This is a genomic window from Dawidia cretensis (assembly GCF_018598175.1).
Taxonomy (GTDB): domain Bacteria; phylum Bacteroidota; class Bacteroidia; order Cytophagales; family Cyclobacteriaceae; genus Ohtaekwangia; species Ohtaekwangia cretensis.
The window spans coordinates 22594-47458 of the sequence record NZ_JAHESE010000011.1 but is presented as its reverse complement, the minus strand read 5'-3'; the positions used below and the strand labels follow the sequence as shown (position 1 = coordinate 47458).

22 protein-coding genes and 1 other RNA gene are annotated in these 24865 nt (G+C 51.7%); 13 read left to right on the top strand and 10 right to left on the bottom strand.

The window, feature by feature from the left end; genetic code table 11:
- Window positions 1-41: 41 nt before the first annotated feature.
- Together KK062_RS12960 and topA are read right to left on the bottom strand one after the other, a co-directional pair.
- Window positions 42-734 (bottom strand): SIR2 family NAD-dependent protein deacylase, encoded by a 693-nt coding sequence (locus tag KK062_RS12960; RefSeq protein ID WP_254084727.1) that lies wholly within the window; start codon window positions 732-734, stop codon window positions 42-44.
- A 246-nt stretch (window positions 735-980) separates the two neighbouring features.
- The gene (gene topA / locus KK062_RS12955; RefSeq protein WP_254084726.1) at window positions 981-3422 is read right to left on the bottom strand and encodes a type I DNA topoisomerase; all 2442 of its coding nucleotides are present in this window, start codon (window positions 3420-3422) and stop codon (window positions 981-983) included.
- Between the two features lie 111 nt (window positions 3423-3533).
- On the opposite strand from topA, the gene KK062_RS12950 reads away from it, so the two are divergent.
- From KK062_RS12950 to KK062_RS12930, 5 genes are all read left to right on the top strand, one after another.
- On the top strand, window positions 3534-4037 hold the full coding sequence (locus KK062_RS12950; RefSeq protein WP_254084725.1) for a SixA phosphatase family protein: 504 nt from the start codon (window positions 3534-3536) through the stop codon (window positions 4035-4037).
- Between the two features lie 3 nt (window positions 4038-4040).
- Complete coding sequence (locus KK062_RS12945; RefSeq protein WP_254084724.1) at window positions 4041-5093, top strand: agmatinase family protein; 1053 nt, start codon at window positions 4041-4043, stop codon at window positions 5091-5093.
- 68 nt (window positions 5094-5161) lie between these two features.
- An RNA gene (gene ffs, locus KK062_RS12940) (signal recognition particle sRNA small type) lies at window positions 5162-5261 on the top strand.
- 74 nt (window positions 5262-5335) lie between these two features.
- The gene (gene fsa / locus KK062_RS12935; protein ID WP_254084723.1) at window positions 5336-5992 is read left to right on the top strand and encodes a fructose-6-phosphate aldolase; all 657 of its coding nucleotides are present in this window, start codon (window positions 5336-5338) and stop codon (window positions 5990-5992) included.
- 76 nt (window positions 5993-6068) lie between these two features.
- Complete coding sequence (locus KK062_RS12930; protein WP_254084722.1) at window positions 6069-6782, top strand: cell division ATP-binding protein FtsE; 714 nt, start codon at window positions 6069-6071, stop codon at window positions 6780-6782.
- Window positions 6783-6811: 29 nt separating this feature from the next.
- Here KK062_RS12930 and KK062_RS12925 read toward each other — a convergent pair whose 3' ends face one another.
- From KK062_RS12925 to KK062_RS12910, 4 genes are all read right to left on the bottom strand, one after another.
- Window positions 6812-7327 (bottom strand): hypothetical protein, encoded by a 516-nt coding sequence (locus KK062_RS12925; RefSeq protein WP_254084721.1) that lies wholly within the window; start codon window positions 7325-7327, stop codon window positions 6812-6814.
- On the bottom strand, window positions 7324-7902 hold the full coding sequence (locus tag KK062_RS12920) for an RNA polymerase sigma factor (RefSeq protein ID WP_254084720.1): 579 nt from the start codon (window positions 7900-7902) through the stop codon (window positions 7324-7326). Before KK062_RS12920 ends, KK062_RS12925 begins: the two co-directional genes overlap by 4 nt.
- A 67-nt stretch (window positions 7903-7969) precedes the next feature.
- The gene (locus KK062_RS12915; RefSeq protein WP_254084719.1) at window positions 7970-8785 is read right to left on the bottom strand and encodes a DUF3108 domain-containing protein; all 816 of its coding nucleotides are present in this window, start codon (window positions 8783-8785) and stop codon (window positions 7970-7972) included.
- Between the two features lie 124 nt (window positions 8786-8909).
- Entirely contained in the window at window positions 8910-9725 is an 816-nt protein-coding gene (locus tag KK062_RS12910) for a 2,3,4,5-tetrahydropyridine-2,6-dicarboxylate N-succinyltransferase (RefSeq protein ID WP_254084718.1), read from the bottom strand.
- A 29-nt stretch (window positions 9726-9754) separates the two neighbouring features.
- Here KK062_RS12910 and KK062_RS12905 point away from each other — a divergent pair, with 29 nt between their 5' ends.
- Entirely contained in the window at window positions 9755-10861 is a 1107-nt protein-coding gene (locus KK062_RS12905; RefSeq protein ID WP_254084717.1) for a glycosyltransferase family protein, read from the top strand.
- Between the two features lie 106 nt (window positions 10862-10967).
- Here the strand turns inward: KK062_RS12905 and KK062_RS12900 are convergent, their stop codons facing one another.
- A complete protein-coding gene (locus KK062_RS12900) occupies window positions 10968-11804 on the bottom strand; it encodes an energy transducer TonB (protein WP_254084716.1) in 837 nt (278 codons plus the stop codon).
- A 189-nt stretch (window positions 11805-11993) separates the two neighbouring features.
- Here KK062_RS12900 and KK062_RS12895 point away from each other — a divergent pair, with 189 nt between their 5' ends.
- The 7 genes from KK062_RS12895 to mnmE all read left to right on the top strand — a co-directional run bounded on the left by KK062_RS12895 (window position 11994) and on the right by mnmE (window position 19362).
- Window positions 11994-12650 (top strand): metal-dependent transcriptional regulator, encoded by a 657-nt coding sequence (locus tag KK062_RS12895; protein ID WP_254084715.1) that lies wholly within the window; start codon window positions 11994-11996, stop codon window positions 12648-12650.
- On the top strand, window positions 12647-13582 hold the full coding sequence (locus tag KK062_RS12890) for a metal ABC transporter solute-binding protein, Zn/Mn family (protein WP_254084714.1): 936 nt from the start codon (window positions 12647-12649) through the stop codon (window positions 13580-13582). The genes KK062_RS12895 and KK062_RS12890 overlap by 4 nt, the downstream gene beginning before the upstream one ends.
- Before the next feature lie 8 nt (window positions 13583-13590).
- Window positions 13591-14400, top strand: coding sequence for a metal ABC transporter ATP-binding protein (locus KK062_RS12885; protein WP_254084713.1), 810 nt, complete (start codon window positions 13591-13593; stop codon window positions 14398-14400).
- The gene (locus KK062_RS12880; protein WP_254084712.1) at window positions 14397-15695 is read left to right on the top strand and encodes a metal ABC transporter permease; all 1299 of its coding nucleotides are present in this window, start codon (window positions 14397-14399) and stop codon (window positions 15693-15695) included. The genes KK062_RS12885 and KK062_RS12880 overlap by 4 nt, the downstream gene beginning before the upstream one ends.
- Entirely contained in the window at window positions 15692-16579 is an 888-nt protein-coding gene (locus tag KK062_RS12875) for a metal ABC transporter permease (protein WP_254084711.1), read from the top strand. Before KK062_RS12880 ends, KK062_RS12875 begins: the two co-directional genes overlap by 4 nt.
- A gap of 379 nt (window positions 16580-16958) precedes the next feature.
- Window positions 16959-17813, top strand: coding sequence for a hypothetical protein (locus KK062_RS12870; protein ID WP_254084710.1), 855 nt, complete (start codon window positions 16959-16961; stop codon window positions 17811-17813).
- 154 nt (window positions 17814-17967) lie between these two features.
- On the top strand, window positions 17968-19362 hold the full coding sequence (gene mnmE, locus KK062_RS12865; RefSeq protein ID WP_254084709.1) for a tRNA uridine-5-carboxymethylaminomethyl(34) synthesis GTPase MnmE: 1395 nt from the start codon (window positions 17968-17970) through the stop codon (window positions 19360-19362).
- 76 nt (window positions 19363-19438) lie between these two features.
- Here the strand turns inward: mnmE and KK062_RS12860 are convergent, their stop codons facing one another.
- From KK062_RS12860 to KK062_RS12850, 3 genes are all read right to left on the bottom strand, one after another.
- Window positions 19439-22132: an ABC transporter permease gene (locus KK062_RS12860; RefSeq protein WP_254084708.1), complete on the bottom strand. Its 2694-nt coding sequence runs from the start codon at window positions 22130-22132 to the stop codon at window positions 19439-19441.
- Window positions 22133-22138: 6 nt separating this feature from the next.
- Complete coding sequence (locus KK062_RS12855; RefSeq protein ID WP_254084707.1) at window positions 22139-22471, bottom strand: PadR family transcriptional regulator; 333 nt, start codon at window positions 22469-22471, stop codon at window positions 22139-22141.
- 608 nt (window positions 22472-23079) lie between these two features.
- On the bottom strand, window positions 23080-23532 hold the full coding sequence (locus tag KK062_RS12850; RefSeq protein ID WP_254084706.1) for a hypothetical protein: 453 nt from the start codon (window positions 23530-23532) through the stop codon (window positions 23080-23082).
- Window positions 23533-24865: the final 1333 nt, after the last annotated feature.

Below are 24865 nucleotides of genomic sequence, written 5' to 3'. Positions count from 1 at the left end.
GGCTCTATTGACGTAATGAAGTTAGCGAAATCGTATGGATGTTACGCGATCCACTCCAGCAACTCTTTCTTCACCTGCTCCATGCCCGTGCTGGCTTTATCCTGGATCGTTTTAAGATATGGCAATGCGCCCACATCGGGTATTTTCAGATCGACAACATATTTCAACGCGTCGTACGGCACGTAGCTGATCAACCCTGCCGCCGGGTACACCGCCATCGATGTTCCCACAACCAAAAACGCATCCGCACTCGACGCATGGTGAGCCGCGACTTCGATCAGTGGCACCATTTCACCGAACCACACAATATTCGGCCGCAGCTGCGAGCCATTCTCACACAGATCGCCCAGCTTCAGCTCCCAGCCCTCGATGGGATACACCAGGTGCTCGTCCTTCGTGCTCCGAGACTCGAACAAGCTGCCATGCAAATGTATGACCTTCGTAGACCCTGCGCGCTCGTGCAGGTCGTCTACGTTCTGCGTTACGATCGTTACGTCAAAATACTCCTCGAGCTCCGCCAGCACCACGTGCCCACGGTTTGGCTGCACTTCGCGCGCCTTCTGGCGACGCTGGTTATAAAAGTCCAGCACGTTGGCCGGATCGCGATGCCACCCTTCCGGCGAAGCTACATCCTCCACCCGGTGCCCTTCCCACAGACCATTCGAATCGCGAAAGGTCGGAATACCACTCTCAGCGCTAATGCCCGCGCCGGTCAATACAACGATTTTCTTCATCCGTTAAAGGTACACAAAAGTGAGCAGCCGGCGCGGAATAAGATATACCCCAATGGGGTTATGGGGCGGGGATTTTCCCGGTACAACGGAATCAGTGTGAGTGTGAAGTGTGAGCGCGATGAAAACCAGGTTACGCGCAAAAAAAGGAATCCTCGGCATAACGACTGGCGAGGATTCCGACCATGATCATACAACAACAAAAAAAGCCCGAGGACACCCCGGGCTTTTCTATAGTCAAAGAACTTACTATTTCTTCTTCTTTGTAGTCTTGGTAGCCGTCTTTGTAGTCTTGGCAGCTGTCTTCGCAGCCTTCTTTGCCGTCTTGACAGCCTTCGTGGGCGTAGCCGTCTTCGCAGGCGTTGCCGCCTTTGTCGTCCGCCCAAACCGCCCCTTCTTCTCCGGCGCCGCCGCGGCCAGCGTCACGCACTCTTCCAACGTCAGGTCCTTCGGCTCTTTGCCTTTCGGGATTTTCACGTTCTTCTTGCCGGCTTTGATGTACGGGCCGAAGCGACCATTCAGGATTTGAATATCCGGATTCTCGTCAAACAATTTAATGGTCCTGTTCGCATCCGCCACGCGCTTGTTCTCGATCAGCTCGATCGACTTCTCGAGGTCGATGCTATATGGATCGTAATCCTTTGGGATCGATACAAACTTCTTGTCGTGCAGTACATACGGTCCGAAGCGGCCGATGTTCACAACCACCGGCAGCTCTTCGAAGTTACCGAGCTCGCGTGGCATCTTGAAGAGCTCCATCGCATCCGCCAGCGTAACGTTTTCAATAAACTGGCCGGGACGGAGGCTGGCAAACTTAGGCTTCTCACCACCGTTGTCGTCCGGGTTCTCACCGATCTGCACATACGCACCGAACTTGCCCAACTTCGCATATACATTCTTGCCCGTCTTGGGATCGACACCCAGCTCGCGCGCCTTGCCTACCGACGAGCGCTCCACCTTCTCGGTAATCGTAACCTTCTTGTGGAACGGCTGGTAGAAGGTATCGATCATCTTCTTCCAGTCCAGCTTGCCGCTGGCAATCTCATCGAACTCTTGCTCGATGTCGGAGGTGAACGAAAAGTCGGTCACGTCCGGAAAGTGCTCTACGAGGAAGTCGGTCACGACCATGGCCGTGTTCGTGGGAAACAATTTGTTCTTTTCCGCACCGGTAATTTCAGACTCTATTTCTTTGTTGATCTGATCGGCTTTCAGGGTAAAGACGTTGTATTTACGCTCTACGCCTTCGCGCATTTCTTTCACGACATACCCACGTTTCTGTACCGTGGTAATGGTCGGCGCGTAAGTCGACGGGCGACCGATCCCCAGCTCTTCCAGCTTCTTCACCAGGCTCGCTTCTGTATAGCGCGGCGCATGGCGGCTGAAGGTTTGTTTAGCGATCATTTCATCCAGATTGAGGTCCTGGCCGATGGTCAGCGGCGGCAATACCTTGCTGTTCTCCTCCTCTTCGTCCTCATCGCCGGATTCCATGTATACTTTCAGGAAGCCGTCGAACTTCACTACCTCGCCGTTCGCGGCCAGGGTGCGGGGGTTGGTGGATATGCTGATGGTGGCCGTGGTCTTTTCCAATTCGGCGTCGGCCATCTGTGAAGCGATCGCACGTTTCCAGATCAGCTCGTACAGACGCAGGCCATTGCGGTCCATGTCGGGATCCATGACCGAGAAGTCCGTCGGGCGGATCGCTTCGTGAGCTTCCTGGGCCGACGATGACTTGGTCTTGAACTGGCGAGGCTGTACGTATTCTTTTCCGTAGGCCGACTCGATCTGGCGCATAGCACCCGAGCGGGCTTCGTCCGACAGGTTTACCGAGTCGGTACGCATATAGCTGATCTTACCGGCTTCGTATAGCTTCTGCGCCACCATCATCGTCTGAATCACCGAGAAGCCCAGCTTGCGCGATGCTTCCTGCTGCAACGTAGACGTCGTGAAAGGCGGTGCCGGGGTGCGTTTCGAAGGCTTGGTCTGGAGGTCTTTAATGGCGTATTTGGCGCCTACACACGACTCCAGGAACTTCAGGGCATCCTCTTCTTTCTCAAAACGCTCGGACAGCTCGGCTACCAGCGTTTTACCTTTGTCCAGCTTAAACTCCGCCGTTACGCGGTACGAGGACTTGGCTTTAAAGTCGCTGATCTCGCGCTCGCGCTCCACAATGAGCCGTACGGCCACACTTTGTACGCGGCCGGCAGAAAGACCGGTTGCGATCTTTTTCCAGAGGATCGGCGACAGCTCGTAGCCTACGAGGCGGTCGAGCACGCGGCGGGCCTGCTGGGCATTGACCAGGTCAATATCGATACCCCGGGGTGATTCCAGCGCGCTCAGAATAGCTTTCTTGGTAATCTCCGTGAAGACGATCCGGCGCGTCTTGGCGTCGGTCAGGTCCAGCACCTCTTTCAAGTGCCAGGAAATGGCTTCCCCTTCACGGTCTTCGTCGCTTGCCAGGTAAACCATTTCGGCTTCCTCGGCGAGTTTTTTTAGTTTTTGGATGACATCCTTCTTGTCCGGGCTTATTTCATAAGTCGGCAAAAAGCCATTTTCCACATCGATTGCGTCGCCTCCCTTGGGCAAATCGCGCACGTGTCCCATCGAGGAAGCTACCTTAAAATCCTTTCCCAGGTAGCCTTCAATGGTTTTTGCCTTGGCAGGAGACTCTACTATTACGAGGTTTTTGGACATGTAGTTGAACGTTACAAACAGGTCAAATATCAGGAAATTTTTAAAAAATCAAATTTAGCATGTTAATATTGACGCCTGGCAACGTTATTAGCAGACCAGAAAAGATCATCTATGCCTCGCTATCTGTATTTATTACGCCATGCGCACACTGCAGAAAAACATCCGGGTCAAAACGATTTGGAGCGTACTTTGAGCTCTACCGGGGTCAAACAGGCCCTGCTCGTCGGCCGGTATTTGCACCAGCAGCAAGCCCCCCTGGACATCATTTTGTGCAGCACGGCGTCCCGGGCGCACACTACCGCCGGTCTGATTGCCGACGCCCTGAAGGTCGATACCGACAAGGTTGTGCCGCAGGAAGAGCTTTACGAGGCCTCCACGCGCACATTTTTCCAGTTTGTGGCCGGCCTGGACGATGGCCAGCACCACGTTATGTGCGTAGGACACAATCCAACAATTTCCTACCTGGCAGAGTTCCTGACCGGTTCGGAGATCGGCGACATGGTGCCCGCCGGGCTGGCCGTGATCCGCTTTAATCTCCTCTCGTGGCGCGAAATAAGCCAGGGCAACGGCTCGCTAGAAAATTATGTCACGCCTGAAATGGTGGAGAGTTATTAATTAATGAAATTCAGTCCAAGCACGTTCGACCCGAATGGACCGGGTATCCCGGGACAACTATTCGGGCTGCCGTTTACGCCCGAAAGTGCCGAGCTGGTCATCGTGCCCATTCCCTGGGAAGTGACCGTCTCTTACCACGCGGGCACCGCCCACGGTCCCCAGGCCATCCTGAACGCTTCCTCACAGCTTGACGTGCTGGTCAAGGACATTCCCAATGCCTGGCAGCTCGGCATCAGCATGCTGCCCATTCCCGAAGGCATCCGCACGGAAAGCGACCGCCTGCGCCACCTGGCCGAGCAACACCTTCGCCGCCTGGAACAAGGCGAGCAGCAAGAAGGCCCCGATCCCCTCCTGCCCCGCATCAATGAGGCCTGCGAAAGCCTCAACATCTATGTAAAGGCCACCGTGCTGCGCTACCTGAAGGAAGGCAAGATGGTCGGCCTGCTGGGTGGCGACCACAGCACGCCACTGGGCTTTATCCGGGCGCTGGCCGATTATTATCCACACTTCGGCATTTTACAGATCGATGCACACGCCGACCTGCGCAAAGCGTACGAAGGCTTCACGTACTCCCACGCCTCCATCATGTACAACGCCATGAAGCTGTCGTCGATCAGCCGCCTCGTGCAGGTGGGCATCCGCGACCTGTGTGATGAAGAGCTCCAGATGATCCGCCGCCCGAAAAGCCGCATCGTGACATTCTTTGACGACGACCTCAAGGCACAACGGTACCGTGGCACCACCTGGGACGCACAGTGCGAGGCCATCATCCGCGAACTGCCCGAGCATGTATACATCAGCTTTGACATCGACGGCCTCGACCCGAAGCTATGCCCGCATACCGGCACGCCCGTCGCCGGAGGATTGGAATTTCAGGAGGCAGTATACCTCGTGCAACGGCTGGTTCGCTCCGGACGAAAAATTATCGGCTTCGACCTCAACGAAGTAAGTCCCGGAAAAGATGATGACTGGGATGCCAACGTCGGTGCAAGATTGTTATATCAACTTTGCAATTGGACGGCCGTGTCACGCGGGCGACTGTCGGTGCGAAACTGATCCAAAAAAGAAAGTCGCGATTTCGCATCGCAGAAATGGTAAATTCAAAATATCTTCTACCTTTGCCCCCCGGCAAGCCGGCACGACCAGCTCCTGCTGAATTCCCCCAGGATCGGAAGGTAGCAAGGGTAGGCGGTTGAGCGGTGCGATGTTCGGTTTGCCCTTTTTTTTGTTTCTGCCATAATCACTTCCGGCTTTACGCCTTCGCGTATACATCGTTAATAACTGAACATAACTTACTTATGAAATTCTTCATCGACACTGCCAACCTGAACGAGATCAAGGAAGCATATGACCTCGGAGTACTCGACGGCGTAACAACCAACCCTTCGCTGATGGCCAAGGAGAACATCAAGGGCGCTGACAACATCCGCGCACACTACAAAGCCATCTGTGATATCGTCGACAACAACGTCAGCGCTGAGGTAATTGCCACCGACCTGGACAACATCCTGAAAGAAGGCCGCGAGCTTGCCAAGCTTGATGACAAGATTGTAGTGAAAGTACCGATGATCAAAGACGGTGTAAAAGCCATTAAGAAATTTACCGCCGAAGGCATCCGTACCAATTGCACGTTAGTGTTTTCTGCTGGCCAGGCGCTGCTGGCTGCGAAAGCCGGCGCGAGCTACGTATCGCCGTTCATCGGCCGCCTCGACGATATTGGTCAGGACGGTATGGAGCTCATCTCCCAGATCCGCCTGATCTACGATAACTATGCTTACGACACAGAGATCCTCGCGGCCTCCGTACGCCATACCATTCACCTGTTGCAGTGTGCAGAGATCGGCGCCGACGTCGCTACCTGCCCCCTCAGCGTCATTACAAGCCTGCTGAAACACCCCCTGACCGACGCCGGTCTGGAGAAATTCCTCGCTGACCACAAGAAAGTAAACGGATAATCCGTCCGGGCACGATTTTCTTTAGCCGGTATGTCGCTTATCTTTGTAGCTGACCTGCCGGCTAAATTTTTTATCTATGTTTTCAAATGATCCCGTCGTTCACGTTCAAAACGCCAGCATTTTCCAGGATGACCGGGCGGTATTGAGCGACCTTAGCTTTGAAATTCAGAAGAGTGAATTTGTATACCTCGTGGGCCGCACGGGCTCGGGCAAATCGTCACTGCTGAAGACGCTGTACGCCGACCTTTCGCTGAAACACGGCGAGATCATCACCGCCGGCTTCAACATCCGCGGTATAAAAAGCAACCAGGTCCCCCTGCTCCGCCGCAAGCTCGGCATCATCTTTCAGGATTTCCAGTTACTCAACGACCGCACCGTGGCCGAAAACCTCATGTTCGTCATGAAGGCCACCGGCTGGACCGACACCACCAAAATGAAGGCCCGCCTGAACGAAGTGCTGATACACGTAGGGTTGGGATCGATCGAAAAGAAAATGCCCCACCAACTCTCTGGCGGCGAACAACAGCGCGTGGTCATTGCCCGCGCCCTCCTCAACGAACCCATGATTCTGCTGGCCGACGAGCCCACCGGTAACCTCGACCCTGAAGTCTCCCAGGGCATCATGAAGATCTTCCAGCAGATCAACAAAAGCGGCACCGCTGTCCTCATGGCTACGCACAGCTATGGCCTGATCAGGCGCTTCCCGGCACGGGTGTTGAAATGTGAAGATGGTAAAGTCATAGACTCAGCGAAGGAGCCGTTTGAACTGGCGACGGAATCTACTTATTGATTTGAAAAGGAAGTATCGGTCGGCGTCAACTATATCTCAGCATCCGCCTTTTTTCCGCCTTCCGGTTTCCCCTTATCAAGCATATGCAGTTGCTGATTCAGCAAATCAATCCTTACCAATAGATTCAGCACCAACGCATCCTTCACCTGCTCACTCGGCCGCTTCTGCATCTCTTCTTTTAAGACCATATACATTGCCTCCAACTGTTGAAAATCTTGGGTAAATCCATTCACGCCCTCATTCCGCTGAAAGGCATCAATCAACGCCACCTTGTTCGAGATCTCCTTTACATAATACGCCTCCACATCCGTAAATTCTTTTAAGGCTACACGCTCCGGCGGTGCGTGCGGCTTCCACTCTTTCGGCAACAGCAAGTACGCCGATAACGCCATAAACAGGATCGCCGCCGCACGCCACAGCGCCACAGATTGCCACCATCCCTGCCGTTGTGCGGGCAAGGCAGCTTCTATCGTTTTCCAATTGCGGGGAGAAGGTTCCTGGTCGTCGAACGCCTCCCGGTTTTGGCGGATGAAATCTTCGATCATGAGCGTGGTGGTTTAGCGGATTGGGTACTGGGTATAGGGTGTGCGAGTATTTCTTTGAGCTTGCTTTTGGCGCGGTTCAACTGCGACTTGGAGGTGGACTCCGAGATCTGCATGATCTCGGCAATCTCCTGGTGGTCGTAGCCTTCCAGCAAATATAGCGACAGCACCGACCGGTAGCCGTCGGGCAGCTGGTGGATGGCGGTTTTCACGCGTTCAACCGTCAGCGGATCGGCATACTCTTCCGCGGCCTCTTCGGCGGGTACGTCCCAACGCTCGTCGTCGGGCATCGCCTCGTGGCGGCGCTTATGCAGTGCGTTGATGGCCTTGTTCACGACAATGCGCTTTAACCACGCCCCGAAAGTAGATTCACCCCGGTAGTGGTCCAGGCTGCGGAAGGCACTAATAAAGGCCTCTTGCAGCACGTCGTCGGCCTCGTCGCGGTCGCCGATGATGCGGTAGCCCACGTTGTACATAGCCTTGGCGTACGCCTTGTAAAGTTGGTAATGCGCCTCCCGGTCGCCCCCGCGACAGCGGGCTATCAGATCAGCATGCAGGTGTATCGTGGTGGCCTCCAAAGGAATTTTTGCGCAATACAGAACAAAGATGCGCCAAAATCAAAAAGGTTGCACGGCACGCCGGCCGTTACCTGACGATGTTCAGCGGATTTTTGAGCCCGGAGTATTCCGTCAGCTCCACGCCTGCGCTACCGATAAACATCTTGGCGTCAATTTTCAGGGGGATGCGATTCTTATCGTCTGAGAACCAGGCTGTAATGGAATTTTCGCCGTCAAAAACCTCGTTTTTGGGCATGATGGGCTTAAACTTCAGGGCGCGTACTTTGCCGACTTTGATCTTGATATTCTCCTTGCCCTGATAGATAATTTTCATTTTGTAGAACTCATCTTCAAAGAACCCCGTGATCACCACGGTGTCTTTTACCTTGAGCTTGGTGAAATCCTGCACCCGCAGGTACAGGAAACCGGCAATCATGTCGCGTACCTGGGCAGGCGCCTCGTAGAATTTCGGTTCTTTAAATTGGCCGGTTTTATTGTTGATAGTTTTTACCTCGATCTGGCGTTTTTCGTGATCGAAATTTGTCCACTCGTCTTTTTTGTAACGGCCTTCGCGAATGCGGCGGTAGAATTGATGGGGAATAAGTGCCGCAGTATCGATGTAGGCTCCCCAACGGTCGTCCACGTCCGCTACCCAATCCACCATGCCCACGGTCTTGCCCGTAACATCTACTTTGAAGCAGTTGCGGTCGTTCATCTTGTAATAGGTCGGAGCAATGCTGGCACTGCCCTTCCCTACCGTGAATATGCCGTATGTCATCTTAAAGTGAATAACCTCACCTCGCATGAAGCTTTCATTTTTGACAACAGAATACTGCTCTTTGCTCTCCTGAGTAAAGGCAAAGATGACAACTATTGCAGTGATCCAGAGACCCAACTTTTTCATAATCGCGTTATTCAAATTTACGCAAGGCGCATGATTGACAAATAAACGTTTTATGAAATTCAAAGGATGTGCCAACGTATTACGAAAATATTACGAAAGCACCCCTTTCTGACAAAATAGACGTTTAAACGGCCACATTATTGTCCCGCAACGCCTCATTCAGCGACGTTTTCTTGTCGGTGCTCTCCTTGCGCTTGCCGATGATGAGCGCGCATGGCACCTGGAACTCGCCCGCCGGAAATTTTTTGGTGTACGAGCCCGGGATTACCACCGAGCGCTCGGGTACATAGTTTTTATATTCTACCGGTTGGGCGCCGGTCACGTCGATGATCTTCGAGCTCGACGTCAGCACGACGTTGGCACCCAGCACCGCCTCCTTGCCTACACGCACGCCTTCCACCACAATGCAACGCGAGCCGATAAAGGCATTGTCTTCGATGATCACCGGCGCTGCCTGCACAGGCTCCAGCACACCTCCGATTCCTACACCACCGCTCAAATGTACGTTCTTGCCGATCTGTGCACAGCTCCCTACCGTTGCCCACGTGTCGACCATGGTGCATTCGTCCACATACGCGCCGATGTTGACATACGACGGCATCATGATCACCCCCTTGGCCAGGTATGAGCCGTGACGCGCAATGGCATGCGGCACGACACGTACGCCCAGGTCTTTGAAGTTGCGCTTCATGTCGATTTTGTCGTGGAATTCAAACGGGCCGGCCTCGATGGTTTTCATCTGCTGAATGGGAAAGTACAGAATCACGGCCTTCTTGATCCACTCATTGACCTGCCAGGTACCGTCTTCCGTCGGCTCGGCCACGCGCAGCTTGCCTTTGTCCAACTTTTCTACTACTGACCGGATAGCCTCCTGGCTCTCCAGTGACTGCAGCAGCGACCGGTCTTCCCAGGTTTTTTCAATGAGTTCTTTCAGTTCCATTTTCTTAGTTTTAAATCCACGTGCAAGAAATGAAAAAAAGGAGAATAGTCCTCGCCTCGGTGCTGAAACCGGTAGACGATACCCGCATGTTTGAGAAAATGGGTGGCAGCCTGGCGAGGATCTATGAGGTACACATCGTTGGATACCCGGGCAGCGCCGCGTTGCCAGACCACGGCGGCGTGTTTGTGCACCCGCTCCGCCCTTTCCTGCGCATCAGCCTGGGCCGCATACTGGCTCCCTGGCGCATCCTGGCACGTGTCGTCGCCCTGCGGCCGGCCGTGTTCGTGTTTTGCACACACGAGCTGATCTTTGTGGCCTTACTCGCCCGGCTGCTGACGTCGTGCCGTCTGGCATACGACGTACGTGAAAATTATTACCGCAACATTTTATATACTGCTGCCTTCCCGCGTGTACTGCGGCCACTCGTGGCCCGCTATGTACGCGTATGGGAGCACGTCGGCGCCGGATTTATACATCATTTTCTCCTGGCGGAGAAAGGCTATGCGCAGGAGCTGTCCTTTGGCCATGGCCGGCGGACGATCATCGAGAATAAACTACGCCGGCCTCCGGCAGTAGCACCGGCGCCCCGGCTGACGCCGGCGTGTAATTTTTTGTTTACGGGTACCCTGTCCGAGATCACCGGGCTCTTTACCGCCCTCGACCTACTGGAGCAGCTCCATCGCCACGACCCGGCTGTACGCGGTACCATCATCGGCTACTGCGCCCTGGCTGCCGAGCGGCAGCGCCTGCAGACACGCCTGGCGACGATGCCCTATGTCACGTTGCATGGCGGCGACCGCCTGGTACCACATCCTGCTATCGAACGCGAGATCCTCCAGGCGGACGTCGGCATCATTGCCTATCCGCCTAATCCGGCCACCGAGCACTCCTTCCCTACCAAGCTGTATGAATACCTGGGCTATCGCCTGCCGATCCTGCTTATCAACTATGCGCCGTGGGAAGCTTACGCGGCGCAGTTCGACGCCGCAGTAACCTTCCAGCCGGCATCCTTCGATGCGCCGCGAGCGTTGCAGCAGCTGCGCGAGAAAACATTCTACACCGCCTCCCCCGAGGATGTCTTTTGGGAGCATGAAGGACAACGACTGCTAACCGTAATCGATGCGTTGGTGCCGTGAGGGTATAAAAAAAGACCGGTGATTGCAAGCAACCACCGGCCTCGGAGACAACCTTAAACTTTAAACTATATATCGCTCACCACAACGTGTATTGAACTACTATTGATTATTTATCCAGCGCAAATTTGATGGGTAAGGTCATGCGCACCATGACCGGCACGTCGTTCTGACGGCCCGGATTCCAGCCCGGCAACAGCGCGATGACGCGGGCGGCTTCCTTATCACAGTCCGGGCTGAGGCCTCTGATGACCTCTACCTTGGTTACTTTCCCATCGCGGCCGATCACAAAGCTGACATATACAGTACCTTCCAGACCCATCCGGCGTGCGCTGGCAGGATAGTGAATCTTGCTGCGGATAAAGCTATACATCGCTTCCATACCACCGGTATACGATGCCTGCACTTGCGGCACCAGGAAAATATCATTCGCACCGGCCGAAGGAACGGCATCTACAGGCACTGTACCGTGACCACCTTCCACACCACCGGCTATACCACCCTCGACACCTTCGGGCGGTGCAGGAGGGTTCTGCAGCACATCCTCGACGGTCGGAATGGTCGTTTCGATGGGTGCAGTGGTCGATACAACCGGCGCTATATTTGCCACTGGCGTTTCTACCGGCGGTGTAACGGGAGGTTTAGGCGGCGCAGGCGGTTGAGGCGGTTTAAATTCAGGAGGAGTAACATTCACAAAGACAAGCGTGTCATTTGCCTTCGGGGTCGCCGGAATAAAGATGTCTTTACCACTCTCATCATCAAATAGACTCATGACTATCGGCGCGACAAATAACAACCCACCAAAAGACACACTGAGCAAAAAGCCCGAGGCCAGGTTTCCATTATAGGACTTACGTACCTTATACGCGCCGTAATCCACGTTCCGGTCTTCAAATACCAGGTCATCCCAGGTATTGGGGTCGTTGGTTTTCCCTTTCGTTTCCATAAGCAAATGAATTTTGGTTTAGATTCAATTCGCCTCAGAATGCGGCCTTTTGCAGAAGGTCACGCTTCTTTCAGAAATATTTTTTCAATCCTCCAGACCTCCCGGACCGCCTTCTATCAAGATATGTCCTAAATAATTTTTTAGATAACCCTAAACTTTTATTTTTACAGGTACGTTAATGAATGAGCCATGTTGAGCTATACCGAAGAAAACTACCTCAAAGCCATTTATCACCTGTCGGGCAGCGGCGTAAAAGCCGTGCTGACCAGCGAGATCGCGGAAACCATGAATACTCGGGCGGCCTCGGTAACAGATATGATCAAAAAGCTTTCGGCCAAAAACATGATCTCCTACGAAAAGTACTACGGCGTCAAGATCACCCGTCAGGGAAAGGCCGAAGCGCTGATGGTCGTACGCAAGCACCGCCTGTGGGAAACGTTCCTGGTGCAAACGCTGCACTTCTCGTGGGACGAAGTCCACGATGTGGCCGAACAGCTGGAACATATCCAGTCCGCTTTGCTCATTGAAAAGCTGGATGAATTTCTGGAGTTCCCGACGGTAGATCCACACGGCCACCCCATCCCCGATAAGACCGGCAAATTTGTAGAAGTACGGCAGATCCCGTTGTCCGATTGCAGCGGTAAAAAGAAGCTCACCATCCGCGCGGTGCGCAACGGGTCTCCTTCCTTTCTGCAGTACCTCAGCAAGAATGGTGTGTATATCGGGGCCACCATAACAATCCTGGAAAAGATCGAATTCGACGGCTCGCTGGAAATTATGATCGACGGCAAAAAGAAAGTATTCATCTCACGCGAGGCATCGCAAAACTTATTGGTAACGGAATGAATCCATCGTCTTATAATAGTATACGTTCCCTGGTCTTGCTCCTGGCAATAACGTTGCCGGCGAGCAGTTGTAGGGAAAAGCCCAAAAGCCCGCACGAAAAGTTACAGATCGTGACCACGACCGGCATGATCCAGGACGCCGTACAGCATGTGGCCGGCAAGCATGCCGACGTCGTTGCCCTGATGGGACCCGGCGTAGACCCTCATCTTTATAAGGCGACACAAGGCGACGTACAAAAACTCTCGGACGCCGACATGGTGTTTTACAACGGTCTTCACCTGGAAGGAAAAATGGTGGAAGTGCTGCGCAAGCTCAATCGCGTCAAACCTGTTACCGCGGTTGCGGATGGTATACCCGAAAACCAGTTGCGCACGGTACCCGGCTTCCAGGGCAGTCACGACCCACACATCTGGTTTAATGTACACCTCTGGAAACAAGCTGTGCTACAGGTCTCGCGGACATTGCAAGCGAAAGACACCGCGCACGCGGCATATTATAAAGCCAACGGCGAGCGCTATGCAGCCCGTTTGGACTCCCTGCACGCCGCCGTACAAACCACGCTGGCTGCCCTGCCCGAGGCCCAACGCATACTGATTACCGCGCACGACGCCTTTGGTTACTTCGGCGATGCTTACCATGTACAGGTACGCGGTTTGCAAGGTATTTCGACCATGTCTGAGTTCGGCGTAAGAGACGTGACCGAGCTTGTCAACTTTATTGTGTCGCACAAGATCAAAGCCCTGTTCGTAGAGACCTCTGTATCATCCAGGTCGATTGAAGCCGTGATGGAAGGCTGCCGCCAGAAAGGCTGGCAGGTTTCGATCGGGGGTAATTTATACTCCGATGCCATGGGCGCGGCCGGTACACCCGAGGGTACCTACATCGGCATGATCCACGCCAACGTCCACACCATTTTTCAAGCCTTGAAATAATACGCATCATGCAACCTGAAATAACAACCACACCGGCACTGGAAGTACACGACCTGACTGTAGCGTTTGACCGCAAGCCAGTACTGTGGAACATCGACCTGAAATTACCGGCCGGCAAACTGATCGGCATCATCGGCCCCAACGGCGCCGGCAAGTCGACGCTCATCAAAGCTACTATGGGCCTGTTGCCCCTCAGCAGCGGCTACGTGCGCCTGTATGATCAGCCGATCGACAATGTGCGCAACCGCATCAGCTACGTGCCCCAACGCGAATCCGTCGATTGGGACTTCCCCGCATCCGTCATGGACGTCGTGCTTATGGGCCGCTACGGCAAGCTCGGCCTCTTCCGCCGCATACGCCAGGCCGACCGCGATGTGGCCCTCGACTGCCTGCGCAAGGTGGGCATGGAAGCTTACGCCAACCGCCAGATCTCACAGCTTTCCGGCGGCCAGCAGCAACGCACCTTCCTGGCCCGCGCGCTGGCACAACAAGCTGATATATACTTCATGGACGAGCCCTTCGCCGGCGTGGACGCCGCGACGGAGAAAGCCATCATTGGCCTGTTGCAAGCCATGACCGAAGCGCAGAAGACGGTCATCGTCGTACACCACGATCTGCAGTCTGTCACCCATTACTTCGACTGGGTCATCATGCTCAACACCCGCCTGGTGGCGTGTGGGCCCACCGAGACAACCTTCACGCAACAGAACCTGCAGGAAACCTATGGTGGCAAGCTCACGCTGCTGAGCGATGTAGGCGACCTGATTCGCCGCGAAAACTTCCCGAACCGCGAAGGCGTTTCAAAACCGGTACTATGAACACATTCACCGACTTCTTCTCATTCTCCGATCCCAACATCCGCTTTGTCGTGATTGGCGCCATGCTGCTCACAGCCAGCTCCGCGATTGTAGGAACCTTTACATTCCTACATAAAAAATCGCTCGTCGGCGACGCGATCGCACACGCCGTGCTGCCGGGCATCTGCCTGGGCTTTATTTTGTCAGGCACCAAGAACCCGGCTTACCTCATCCTCGGCGCGTTCATTACCGGATGGCTATCGCTGGTGGCGGTCGAGTTCATTACCCGCCGCACGCGTATTAAAGAAGATACGGCCATCGGCCTTGTGCTCTCCGTATTCTTTGGCATCGGCATCGTCATGCTGACGGTCATACAAAAAAGTGGCAATGCCGCCCAGTCGGGACTTGACCACTTCCTGTTTGGTAAAGCGGCCGCGCTCGTGGGCGAAGACCTCATGGTGTTCGGCACCGTAGCCGTCGTACTGTTATTCTGCGTGTTCCTGCTCTTCAAAGAGTTTTCATTACTGGCATTTGATAAAGGCTATGCGCAATCCATCGGACTGCCCGTACGCAGAATTGAATTAGTATTAACCTCGCTGATCGTACTCGCCGTCGTGATCGGTATTCAGGCAGTCGGTGTCGTGCTGATGGCGGCCATTCTCATCACGCCCGCCGCGGCGGCACGCTTCTGGACACATAAGATCAGCGTCATGGTACTCCTGGCAAGCCTATTTGGCGCTTTCAGCGGCCTGGCCGGAGCCTATATATCGTATATCGCTCCCGCCATGCCCACCGGCCCCTGGATCGTTATTGTCATCTCGACGATAGCCTTTATATCTTTCTTTCTGGCCCCACGCCGCGGTGTGATTAGTCGAATGATTCGCCAGCGCGCCATACGCCGCACGATCAACAACGAGAACGTGCTGAAGACACTCTACCAGCTCGGAGAGGAAAGCAAGAACTTCTTCCTGCCACGGACCGAAGCGGACATCATACGCAAGCGCAGCTACCCTTCGCCGCTGCTCACGGCCGTACTCCACCGGCTCCAGCGTCAGGGCTATGTCGAACGTATCGGAACCACCTGGCAGCTGACGGAAGAAGGTATGAGTCGCGGCCAGCGGGTGGTCAGGATTCACCGGCTGTGGGAGCTATACCTCACCACGCACGTCAACATCGCGCCCGACCACGTACACGATGATGCCGACACCATCGAGCATTTGCTCACACCCGAGCTTGAAACCGAATTGGAACGCCTGCTGAACTACCCAACGGTAGATCCACACCAGGCTGAGATACCTTATAAAAAACCGGTATGAACGACTTATATATCATCCTGACAGCTTCCCTCGTGGCCTGCAGCTGCGGCCTGTTGGGCTGCTTTCTCATCTTGCGCAAAATGGCCATGGTAGGCGATGCGATCTCACACGCTGTTTTACCCGGCATCGTCATTGCCTTCCTGGTATCAGGCTCGCGCGATTCGCTTACCATGCTGGTCGGCGCCAGTCTCATCGGCATGCTGACCACCTTCCTGATCGAGTTTTTACACAAGAAGGCCCGCCTCCAAACCGACGCTTCCATCGGCGTCACGTTCACGTGCCTGTTCGCCATCGGTGTAGTCCTCATCTCGCTCTTCGCCGGCAAGGTAGACCTCGACCAGGACTGCGTGCTCTACGGCGAGATCGCCTACGTGCCCCTCGACATGATCCTCTCTCCTACCGGCCTCATTTTTGGTCCACGGGCGCTGTATATCATGGGGGCTATATTTATCGCGATTGTTCTCTTCATCGCCCTCGGCTATAAAGAGCTTCTGCTAACCACCTTCGATCCCGCCTTCGCCAGCGCGCTGGGCATCTCGGCCACGTTCTGGCATTACTTGCTGATGGGGGCGGTGTCGGCCACCACGGTAGCGTCATTTGAATCTGTCGGAGCCATCCTCGTGGTAGCACTGCTCATCGGCCCTGCCGCCACGGCCTATCTTCTAACGGACAACTTCCCGGTCATGCTCATCCTGGCGTGTGTCGCGGGTATATTGGTATCGGTCAGTGGGTACTATATCGCGGTGTGGCTGGACGGCTCGATCGCTGGTGCCATTGCCGGCATGACGGGGCTGCTGTTTGGTTTGGCTATGCTCTTCTCGCCTACGCACGGGCTGCTGTTCAAGAAGTTGCGGACGACCTCGGGCGAGGTGTCGTCGGCATGATCGCTTGCCTCAATCTTCTTTCTCAAAATTATTCGTAAATGAACAGTACGATGTATCAGATCGTACAATGCAGTACCAGGAAGCATTGTAACCACGGCAAGTCGAAAGATTAATGAATGGCATGTTACTTGTGACATAGCAAGTGATTCCTAAATGCCCATTTATGATGAAGCTTAGTTTGCGTCCAACGTTACTGTCGCCCCTCCTTCTTGTAATTCTGTTACTATCCTCCGATCTCTTTGGCCAATACGTTTGCACACCCTGCGGTTTATCGTGTGATACGATAAAGTTCTCTGCCCCGGGAATTTGCCCCCATTGTAACATGCTACGCATTTCGCAATTCCCGATGGATACAAAGTCGAACGTGTTACCTAATCGAATGGAAATAATGATGGGTTCAGGAGAGTTTCGTTATGAAAATTCCCGGAATGGCAAGCATGTCATAATTCACTATTTCCATCCCAAAAAACTCAATAAAAGTTCTTCGGTAATTTTTATTATTCCCGGTGCGGGACGTAATGGGAACACCTATAGAGATACGTGGATCGAGTACGCCGACAAATACAACTTACTGATACTGGCTCCGGAATATTCTGAAGACAGCTATCCCGGTTTCTGGAATTATAATTTAGCCGGCATGATTACGGATGTTAAGATCAATAAAGAAAGAACAGGGATGGATTCTTTCAAAATCAGTTTGAATGAGGACGAGTGGATACTACACGACTTTGATAAAATATTCGATACGGTGAAGGCCCATCTAAAACTCAAAACCGACACGTACGATATGTTTGGGCATTCAGCCGGTGGACAACTGCTGCATCGCCTGGCGCTATACAAGCCTGTGAGTAAAGCGAACCGAATCCTGGCTTCAAACGCCGGTTGGTATACCGTACCTGACAACGAATCTGTCTTTCCGTATGGCTTGAAAAACAGCACCGCCACCGATGAATCGATCCGCAAGGCGTTTGGCACGCGGCTGGTCGTCTTCCTGGGTCAGAAAGACGACCAGAATGAAACCCGGGGTGACCTGGTTCGATCTCCGGAAGTAGACAAGCAGGGTACACATAGATTGGCACGGGGCAAATACTTTTATGACAAAGCTGCGCAGTATGCCAAGGTATTGGGCGTTACGTTGAAATGGGCAATTATAATTATACCTGGCGTGGGGCATGACCATGCCGCGATGAGCAGGGCGGCTGCGCATTATTTGTATGATGGAAAAGGGCGTTGAAATGAGTCCCCACTTTATTAACCACCTGACAGTCAAGCATTCCGTTTTTCTATTAGTAGACCTCATGAAATACCCTGGCCATGCTCTTCCCACCCACGCACGGGCTGTTGTGTTGTAAGCAGTGGACTAACACCGACTGTGCTGTCGGCTTGATATGAAATCGCGCATTCGGCGTACCTTTGCGCCCATGCAGCACTCCGACACCATTGTCGCGCTGGCCACAGCGCAGGGTATTTCCGCTATTGCCGTTATCCGTCTCTCCGGGCCCGACGCCATAGAATTGGTCCAGCGCGCATTCCGCGGCAAAGATCTGCGCGAGCAACCCTCGCACACCATTCACTTCGGCACGATCGTCGACGGTGACCGCACAATCGACGAAGTGCTCGTGTCGATTTTCCAGGGCAGCCGCTCGTTTACGAAGGAGCCCAGCGTGGAGATTTCTTGCCCCGGCTCGCCTGTGATTGCCAAAGAAATTATCAAAGTACTGCTAAAACAAGGCGCCCGCCTGGCGGAGCCCGGCGAGTTTACAAAACGCGCCTTCCTTCATGGCCGCTTCGATCTGGCGCAAGCCGAGGCCGTGGCCGACCTCATCCACGCCGAGACCGACAACGCCCGCCAGGCGGCCCTCAACCAAATGCGCGGCGGCTTCTCGAAAGAGATCGCCCACCTGCGCGAGGAACTCATACACTTTGCTTCACTTATTGAGCTAGAGCTTGACTTTGGGGAGGAAGACGTCGAGTTCGCCAAGCGCGACGACCTGCGCCAACTCATCGAACGCATCCAGTCTTACCTGCGCGCGTTGATACAGTCTTTCGACCACGGCAACGTGATTAAGAACGGCGTACCTACTGTCATTGCCGGCAAACCCAATGCCGGTAAGTCAACGCTGCTGAACGCGCTGTTGAACGAAGAAAAAGCGATTGTCTCCGATATCCCCGGCACGACACGTGATGCGATCGAAGATGAAATGATCCTCGGCGGTATCAACTTCCGTTTCATCGACACGGCCGGTCTCCGCGAGACTCAGGACGTCATTGAAGCTATGGGGGTTGAACGTACGCGCGACCGTATGAAGAAGGCATCGATCATTTTATACCTCATTGACCTTTCAACGGCCACACGGAAGTCAATCGAAGAAGAAGAGACCACGCTCAAAGCGCTGGGCATCCCCTATCTAAAAGTCGGCAACAAGATCGACAAAGCCGATCCGGCATTAGTAGAGACACTTCGCGCGCACGACTTCACCTTTATCTCGGCAGCGGATAAGACCAACATGCAGGGGTTAAAAGATCGCCTGCTCGATCTGTTCAAGATCCGCACCGTTACTACGGGCGATGTATTGGTCACCAATCTGCGACACTACCAAAATCTGCTTCAGACGAACGAAGCCCTGACGCGCGTGCTCGACAGTATGGATAACAATATCACGGGAGATTTCCTGGCGATGGACATAAGACAGGCTCTTCATTACCTTGGAGAGATCACGGGGTCTATTACGACGGAAGATTTGCTGGATAATATCTTTTCTAAGTTTTGTATTGGGAAGTAGTTGTCTGACCTTGTTTGTGCTTCTTTGCTTTTAGTCTGAAATCAAACTTTTCCTGTAGATGTCTAACTTAATCCATTTACTCTGACCTTAATATCTTCACTGGATTTACAACCGCAGCCTTGATCGCCTGGTAGCTTACGGTTAGTAAAGCAATCCCTGTTGCAATAACACCTGCGAGGGCGAAGATCCACCATTCAATATCGATATGGTATGCGTACTCCTGAAGCCATAGGCTTGCACCAAGCCATGCAACCGGAAATGCAATGGAGCAGGCAATCAGAACCAGCCTAACGAAGTCTTTCGACAGCAATGCCATAATACTTAACATATTCGCACCTAATACCTTTCGCATACCGATTTCTTTCAAACGCTGTTCAGCGGAATAGGTGGCAAGACCAAAGAGGCCGAGGCATGCAATCACGACGCTGGCAATTGCCACCCAACCAAGAATGGTTTGGCTCCGCTGATCTTCAATGTAGAACAATGCAAGCTGGTCGTCAAGAAAGTGATATTCAAACGGCTCGTGCTCATCATTCGCCACCATGATGCCCTTAAGTTTGTCGAGTGTCGCCTGGATGTTCTGAGGGTGGATTTTCACAGAGTAGTAATCAATCGGAAAGATCGGGTTGGAATGATACGTGAGGATCAAAGGTTCTATCTTCGCACGCAGCGATTGGAAGTGAAAATCTTTCACGATTCCTACGACCCGTGGGTTAAATGAAGCGTTTGCGTCATCATAGATTGGCGTAAAGAATTGATTTCGCGCCACCAGAGGTATCATTACTTCATCGGAAACATCGGTGATGCCAAGGATCTTCGCCGCAGCTTCGTTGATAATCACAGACATCGTATCTGTATCATTTTGGAAATTTTGCCCCTTGAGTAACTCGATTTCATAGGTGCTGAGAAAATCCTTATCAGCTGCAATGGTATAGGCCATTTGCAGTTCACGGACACTCCCCTCCTTTTTCAATTTGATCCTCGGTATAGATTTCCACTCTCCAGGTACGCGCGATGTTGCCGAAACATGCTTCACGGAGCTTACCTTGGACATCTCATTCTTTACCCGCTCGAAGTTTGAACGCGCCTTTGCAACATTCACATCGATCACCACCATCAGATCTTTGTCGAAGCCAAGTTCGCTGTCGTTCAGAAAACGAACTTGCATGAACAGCACGATGGTACCAATGATCATGACTGTAGAAATGGTAAACTGCAGAACGACCAGGGCTTTTCTCACCGAGAAATCGCCTCCTGACTTCAACTTCAAACCCTTCAACAACGAAACGGGATTGAAGCGAGAAAGTAAAATCGCTGCATACCCTCCAGACAACAATCCAATGGCAATGATAAGCGCTACGGCAGCACTCCAGAACTGAAAGCCAACTGAGGTGAAAAGCTCAAACTTCTTGTGGACGAAATCATTGAACACCGGCAATAAGAGGGCGACAATCAGTACAGAAAAAAAGAAAGCGATCACCGTTGTGATCAGCGATTCAATCAGGAACTGTTTGACCAGGTTACCACGAACCGCACCAATTGCCTTTCTCACACCGATTTCCTTCAATCTGCTCGACGCCCTTGCTGTTGTCAGATTTGTATAGTTGATTCCAGCGATGAGTAGAACAAAAATTGCTGTAAAGGAAAACACGGTGATATAGACAGGGTTTCCTTGCGGGATGCTATCAACATTTGAATTGCGGGCGCCATCAGCGATCCCCGCCGACTTCAGGTGGATGTCCTTTAATGGTTGCATTGAATGTGACAGGCTTGTCCCGGGCTCCAGCGTTGCATTGGCGTGTACGAGCCGGGTGATCTTTCGCGCAGCAGAATCGGGATCAGCGTTGGGACGTAGCAAGGCAAAGACCGTGAAGCTCGTGGAAGCCCAATCACGCTGTGCATCGCGTTTGTAATTCTCATCATTTAAAAACGTCGCTATAGACATCACGCTGGTAAATGAAAAGCTTGAGTTCTGCGGGTGATCCTTCAAAACTGCAGTGATCTTTAGCAAAGTCTGCGTGTAGTCAAACTGAATATTTTTGTTGATCACATCCTTCCGCCCAAAGATCCGCATGGCAAGATCCTCTGTAATGACGATAGTATTAGGTTCCTTCAAGGCATTCTGTCTGTCGCCTTCAAGAACTGGAAAATCAAATACCATCAGGAAGTTTTCATCGGCGACGGTAACCGTCTCCTGCACGTAAACAGGATTCTCAGGATCAATGAGATTGATTCTGCCTGATCTCTGCATTCGCGTTGTCATCTCTACTTCCGGCAACGCCTGTGGCGCTTCTTCCGCGAGCATATATCCGGCGGCCGCAACGGTAGTGGCTTCGTTGTTCGGATTCTTCTCATGTGTGATCACACGATAGATTCTATGTCCTTCCTGATGCTGGGTGTCAAAGTTCAGTTCATCATAAACGTAAAGGCCTATCAATAGAAAGCAGACCATCCCGAATGTAAGTCCGAGCACGTTAAGTGTAGAATACAGTTTGCTTTTCCAGAGGTTTCTCCACCCCATTACAAAATAACTTTTGAACATACCGTTATTGGCTAGTGGTTGATCGAATGTTGCGGACCTGAGAATTCCGGGTCTGCATAGTAAGATGACGTCTTTATACAGGCGCAAATTCGCCTGGCTTTTGCCGAGGTCTGCTACTCTCCTGTCATAGATCTCAAGCAAATCGCCTTCAATGTCAGCGTGATACTCTGGTTTGCAAAACCATTTCAGGAAGCGTATGATAAAACGCGGCGGATCGGCTCTTGTCATTGGCGGTTATTTAAGCTTCAACACCAGTTTAGGCAGCGCCTTCCAAAGTTCATCGCGTGATTCCTTGCTATAGTCAAGCGCTTTCTTTCCATACGCAGTGATCTCAAAAAAAAGCTTCGGACGGCCCCGTCTGGTTTCATTTGTATCTCCCTGCTTTGACTTTAGAAAACCCTTCGACTCCAGCCGTCGCAATGTGACCTGCAACGCACCGATCGCTACCTCGCGATCCAATCGTTGTTCGATTTCATCTTTAATAGTCGCCCCATACGCGTTACCGTGAAGAACCCCCACTGTTAGCAGGACAATCTCTTCAAATTCACCTATTTGAATACGTTTCATCTGTGAATAATACTATTTTAAAGTAATAATAAACAGACTTTGGTATAAATACTACTTTGCAGCAAAAAAAACATCAAACTTAGTCATATTTATAATGCATCATTACCGTTTTGCGATCAGCAATTCGCGAAACAGATTGAGACGAATGCTGATTTAAGAATACAAGGAGCCGGAGAACGATTGTTGCAAAAATGTAGCGGAGGTTCACTTCCTCCACTGATCAACTTTGACGGCCTCGCCTCCCTTCGTTACCTTTGCATCTAGTATCAGAACACTCAAAAAATCTTTAGGGATGTTTAGATATGACAAGTGTTTTCTTGGTAATTATTGTTACCATTTTGTTACTCGAATTAGTAAACACACTGACAATCAAGAGTGGGCACATTTTCTATAATAGTTAGTATCACCTCGCTCAAAGTCATTAGACAAACCTAACTCCCTGTCATGCTTCGAACAAAAAACGACGGTGCATTTCAGTAATCCGTTCGCCGTGATAAACTCGGTCTTATTGAAATATAAATAGTAAAGGACAGCTTCGCTAAAGCATAACGATTCCATCTGCACAATTAATGCATTTGGAACCGTTACGCTAAAAAGCAATGGATCGATTACGCTAAAAGGTCGTCCATCCCGAATGCCCTTAAAACTTTTTCGTATTCAACTTTAACAGCGTCGTTGGCCCTTTTAGTGATGTCTCCGGTAGGGGTGTCAACAACTGTTCTTAATGGCCTTTGTCCTTTCGGTAAGTTGATCAGGTTCACCACTGCGTCTGCAACATCCTGCGGATCCGGTTTAGCGGTTTCGAACATTTGACCAATGGCTGCGAACAATTTATTTGGAACATCAGCGATCGCTCCATATTCGTCAACTACTGATGCGTCAGAGCCAACCTGGATCTGTAATTCCTGCCTATGAGGCTCCGCTGAGTCATCGTCCCGTGCAGTCGTTATACGCGGATAAATTGGTTTTGTCGGGTCGATATTCCCCGAATCCGCATGGAATTGTGCCACAACCTTGCCTTCAGCATCCGTCCCCCGGTAAGCACCTGTAAATCGGCCCACTTGTATTTCATTTGTACCCTCCTTTTGATATGCAAAAAAAACACTGGAATGCCAACGCTCACATTTCCCTTATTCCGTCTGAGGTACGCCGAAACATCCACGACACCCGCTTCCACAACTTTCAAAGTATTCACTTCAACGAACAGGCTCTCGGCATAAGCCGGAAGAACATCAATTTCAACGGTCTTGTCTCTCCATACAGTTCAATGATTCTTCCGATTTGATGCATACGAAGTGGTGACATGATCGTAGAGAGGTTAATCCTCCAAACGATCGTGGTTTTGCATCAAATCCCCAAGGCCAGCGGTGGGTCAGATCATTACCGGAATTCGACCTTTGCTGCCCCTGCGGGGTGGGTCAAATGATTACCGGAATCGGTGGGTCTGATCATTGCCGGAACAGGTGGGTCACACTATTCCCGGAATGCCTGGGTCTGATGATTCCCGGAAGGGTGGGTCAGATGATACCGGTACAGTCACCAAGCTTACAATTTACTATATACGCCAGCAAAAAGACTAAAGCCCTTGATATAGACAGCCTGAGAGCAAAGAGCGTCAAATCCAAAAATGACATTCCCAATTATAGCATCTCAGAAGCAATTCATACCGAAATCGTATGCTACAATGAGCCTCAGCTTATTTATTGCAATGCTGTTCAAAAACTTCTGAAAGATGAAGGATACGGGGATTTTAAGATCAGGTTAAGCACTGGAGCAAATGCCACTTACAAATCTTTCAAAATATAGAAAGCAGCGAAACAGCGGTGACTCATCCATGAATCGAACTCACTTTCCGAGTTACAAAAATGAATGACAAACTAGATACTCCTTCATTGCCTAAACAAATCCAAACAATCCTAAAATACGCCTAACCATCACAAAGCATCCCTAACCATTCCGATACCAAAAAGCATTTTTATGGATGTTTAGGGAAATATTGTACTACTTTGTTATTCGAGCTCGCAACTCGGTGATGGTCGGGTATAGTCAACTATCGTATCAGTAAGTATCTTACAATCAAGTAATTACATTGAATTAAATCTTAATCCATAGCATATCCCTAAGTATGTAACAAATTTAAAAACCATTGAAAAATCATGTAACAATAGGGGTAAGTAGCAATTGAGTTGTCTTAAAACAAACTCAATTTCACGCTAATTGCTAATTGTCATGTTTCTATTTTCTAAAAGACTTTTATCCGTTCCGGTTTTAACAATGTTTATTACAATTTCTCTAAAGGCCCAGTCGATCACCCAGACTGTAAGAGGAAAAATTGTCGACCATGAATCAAATATCGATTTTAGTTTTTTTTTGAATTATTTAGCCAGTTAGGAG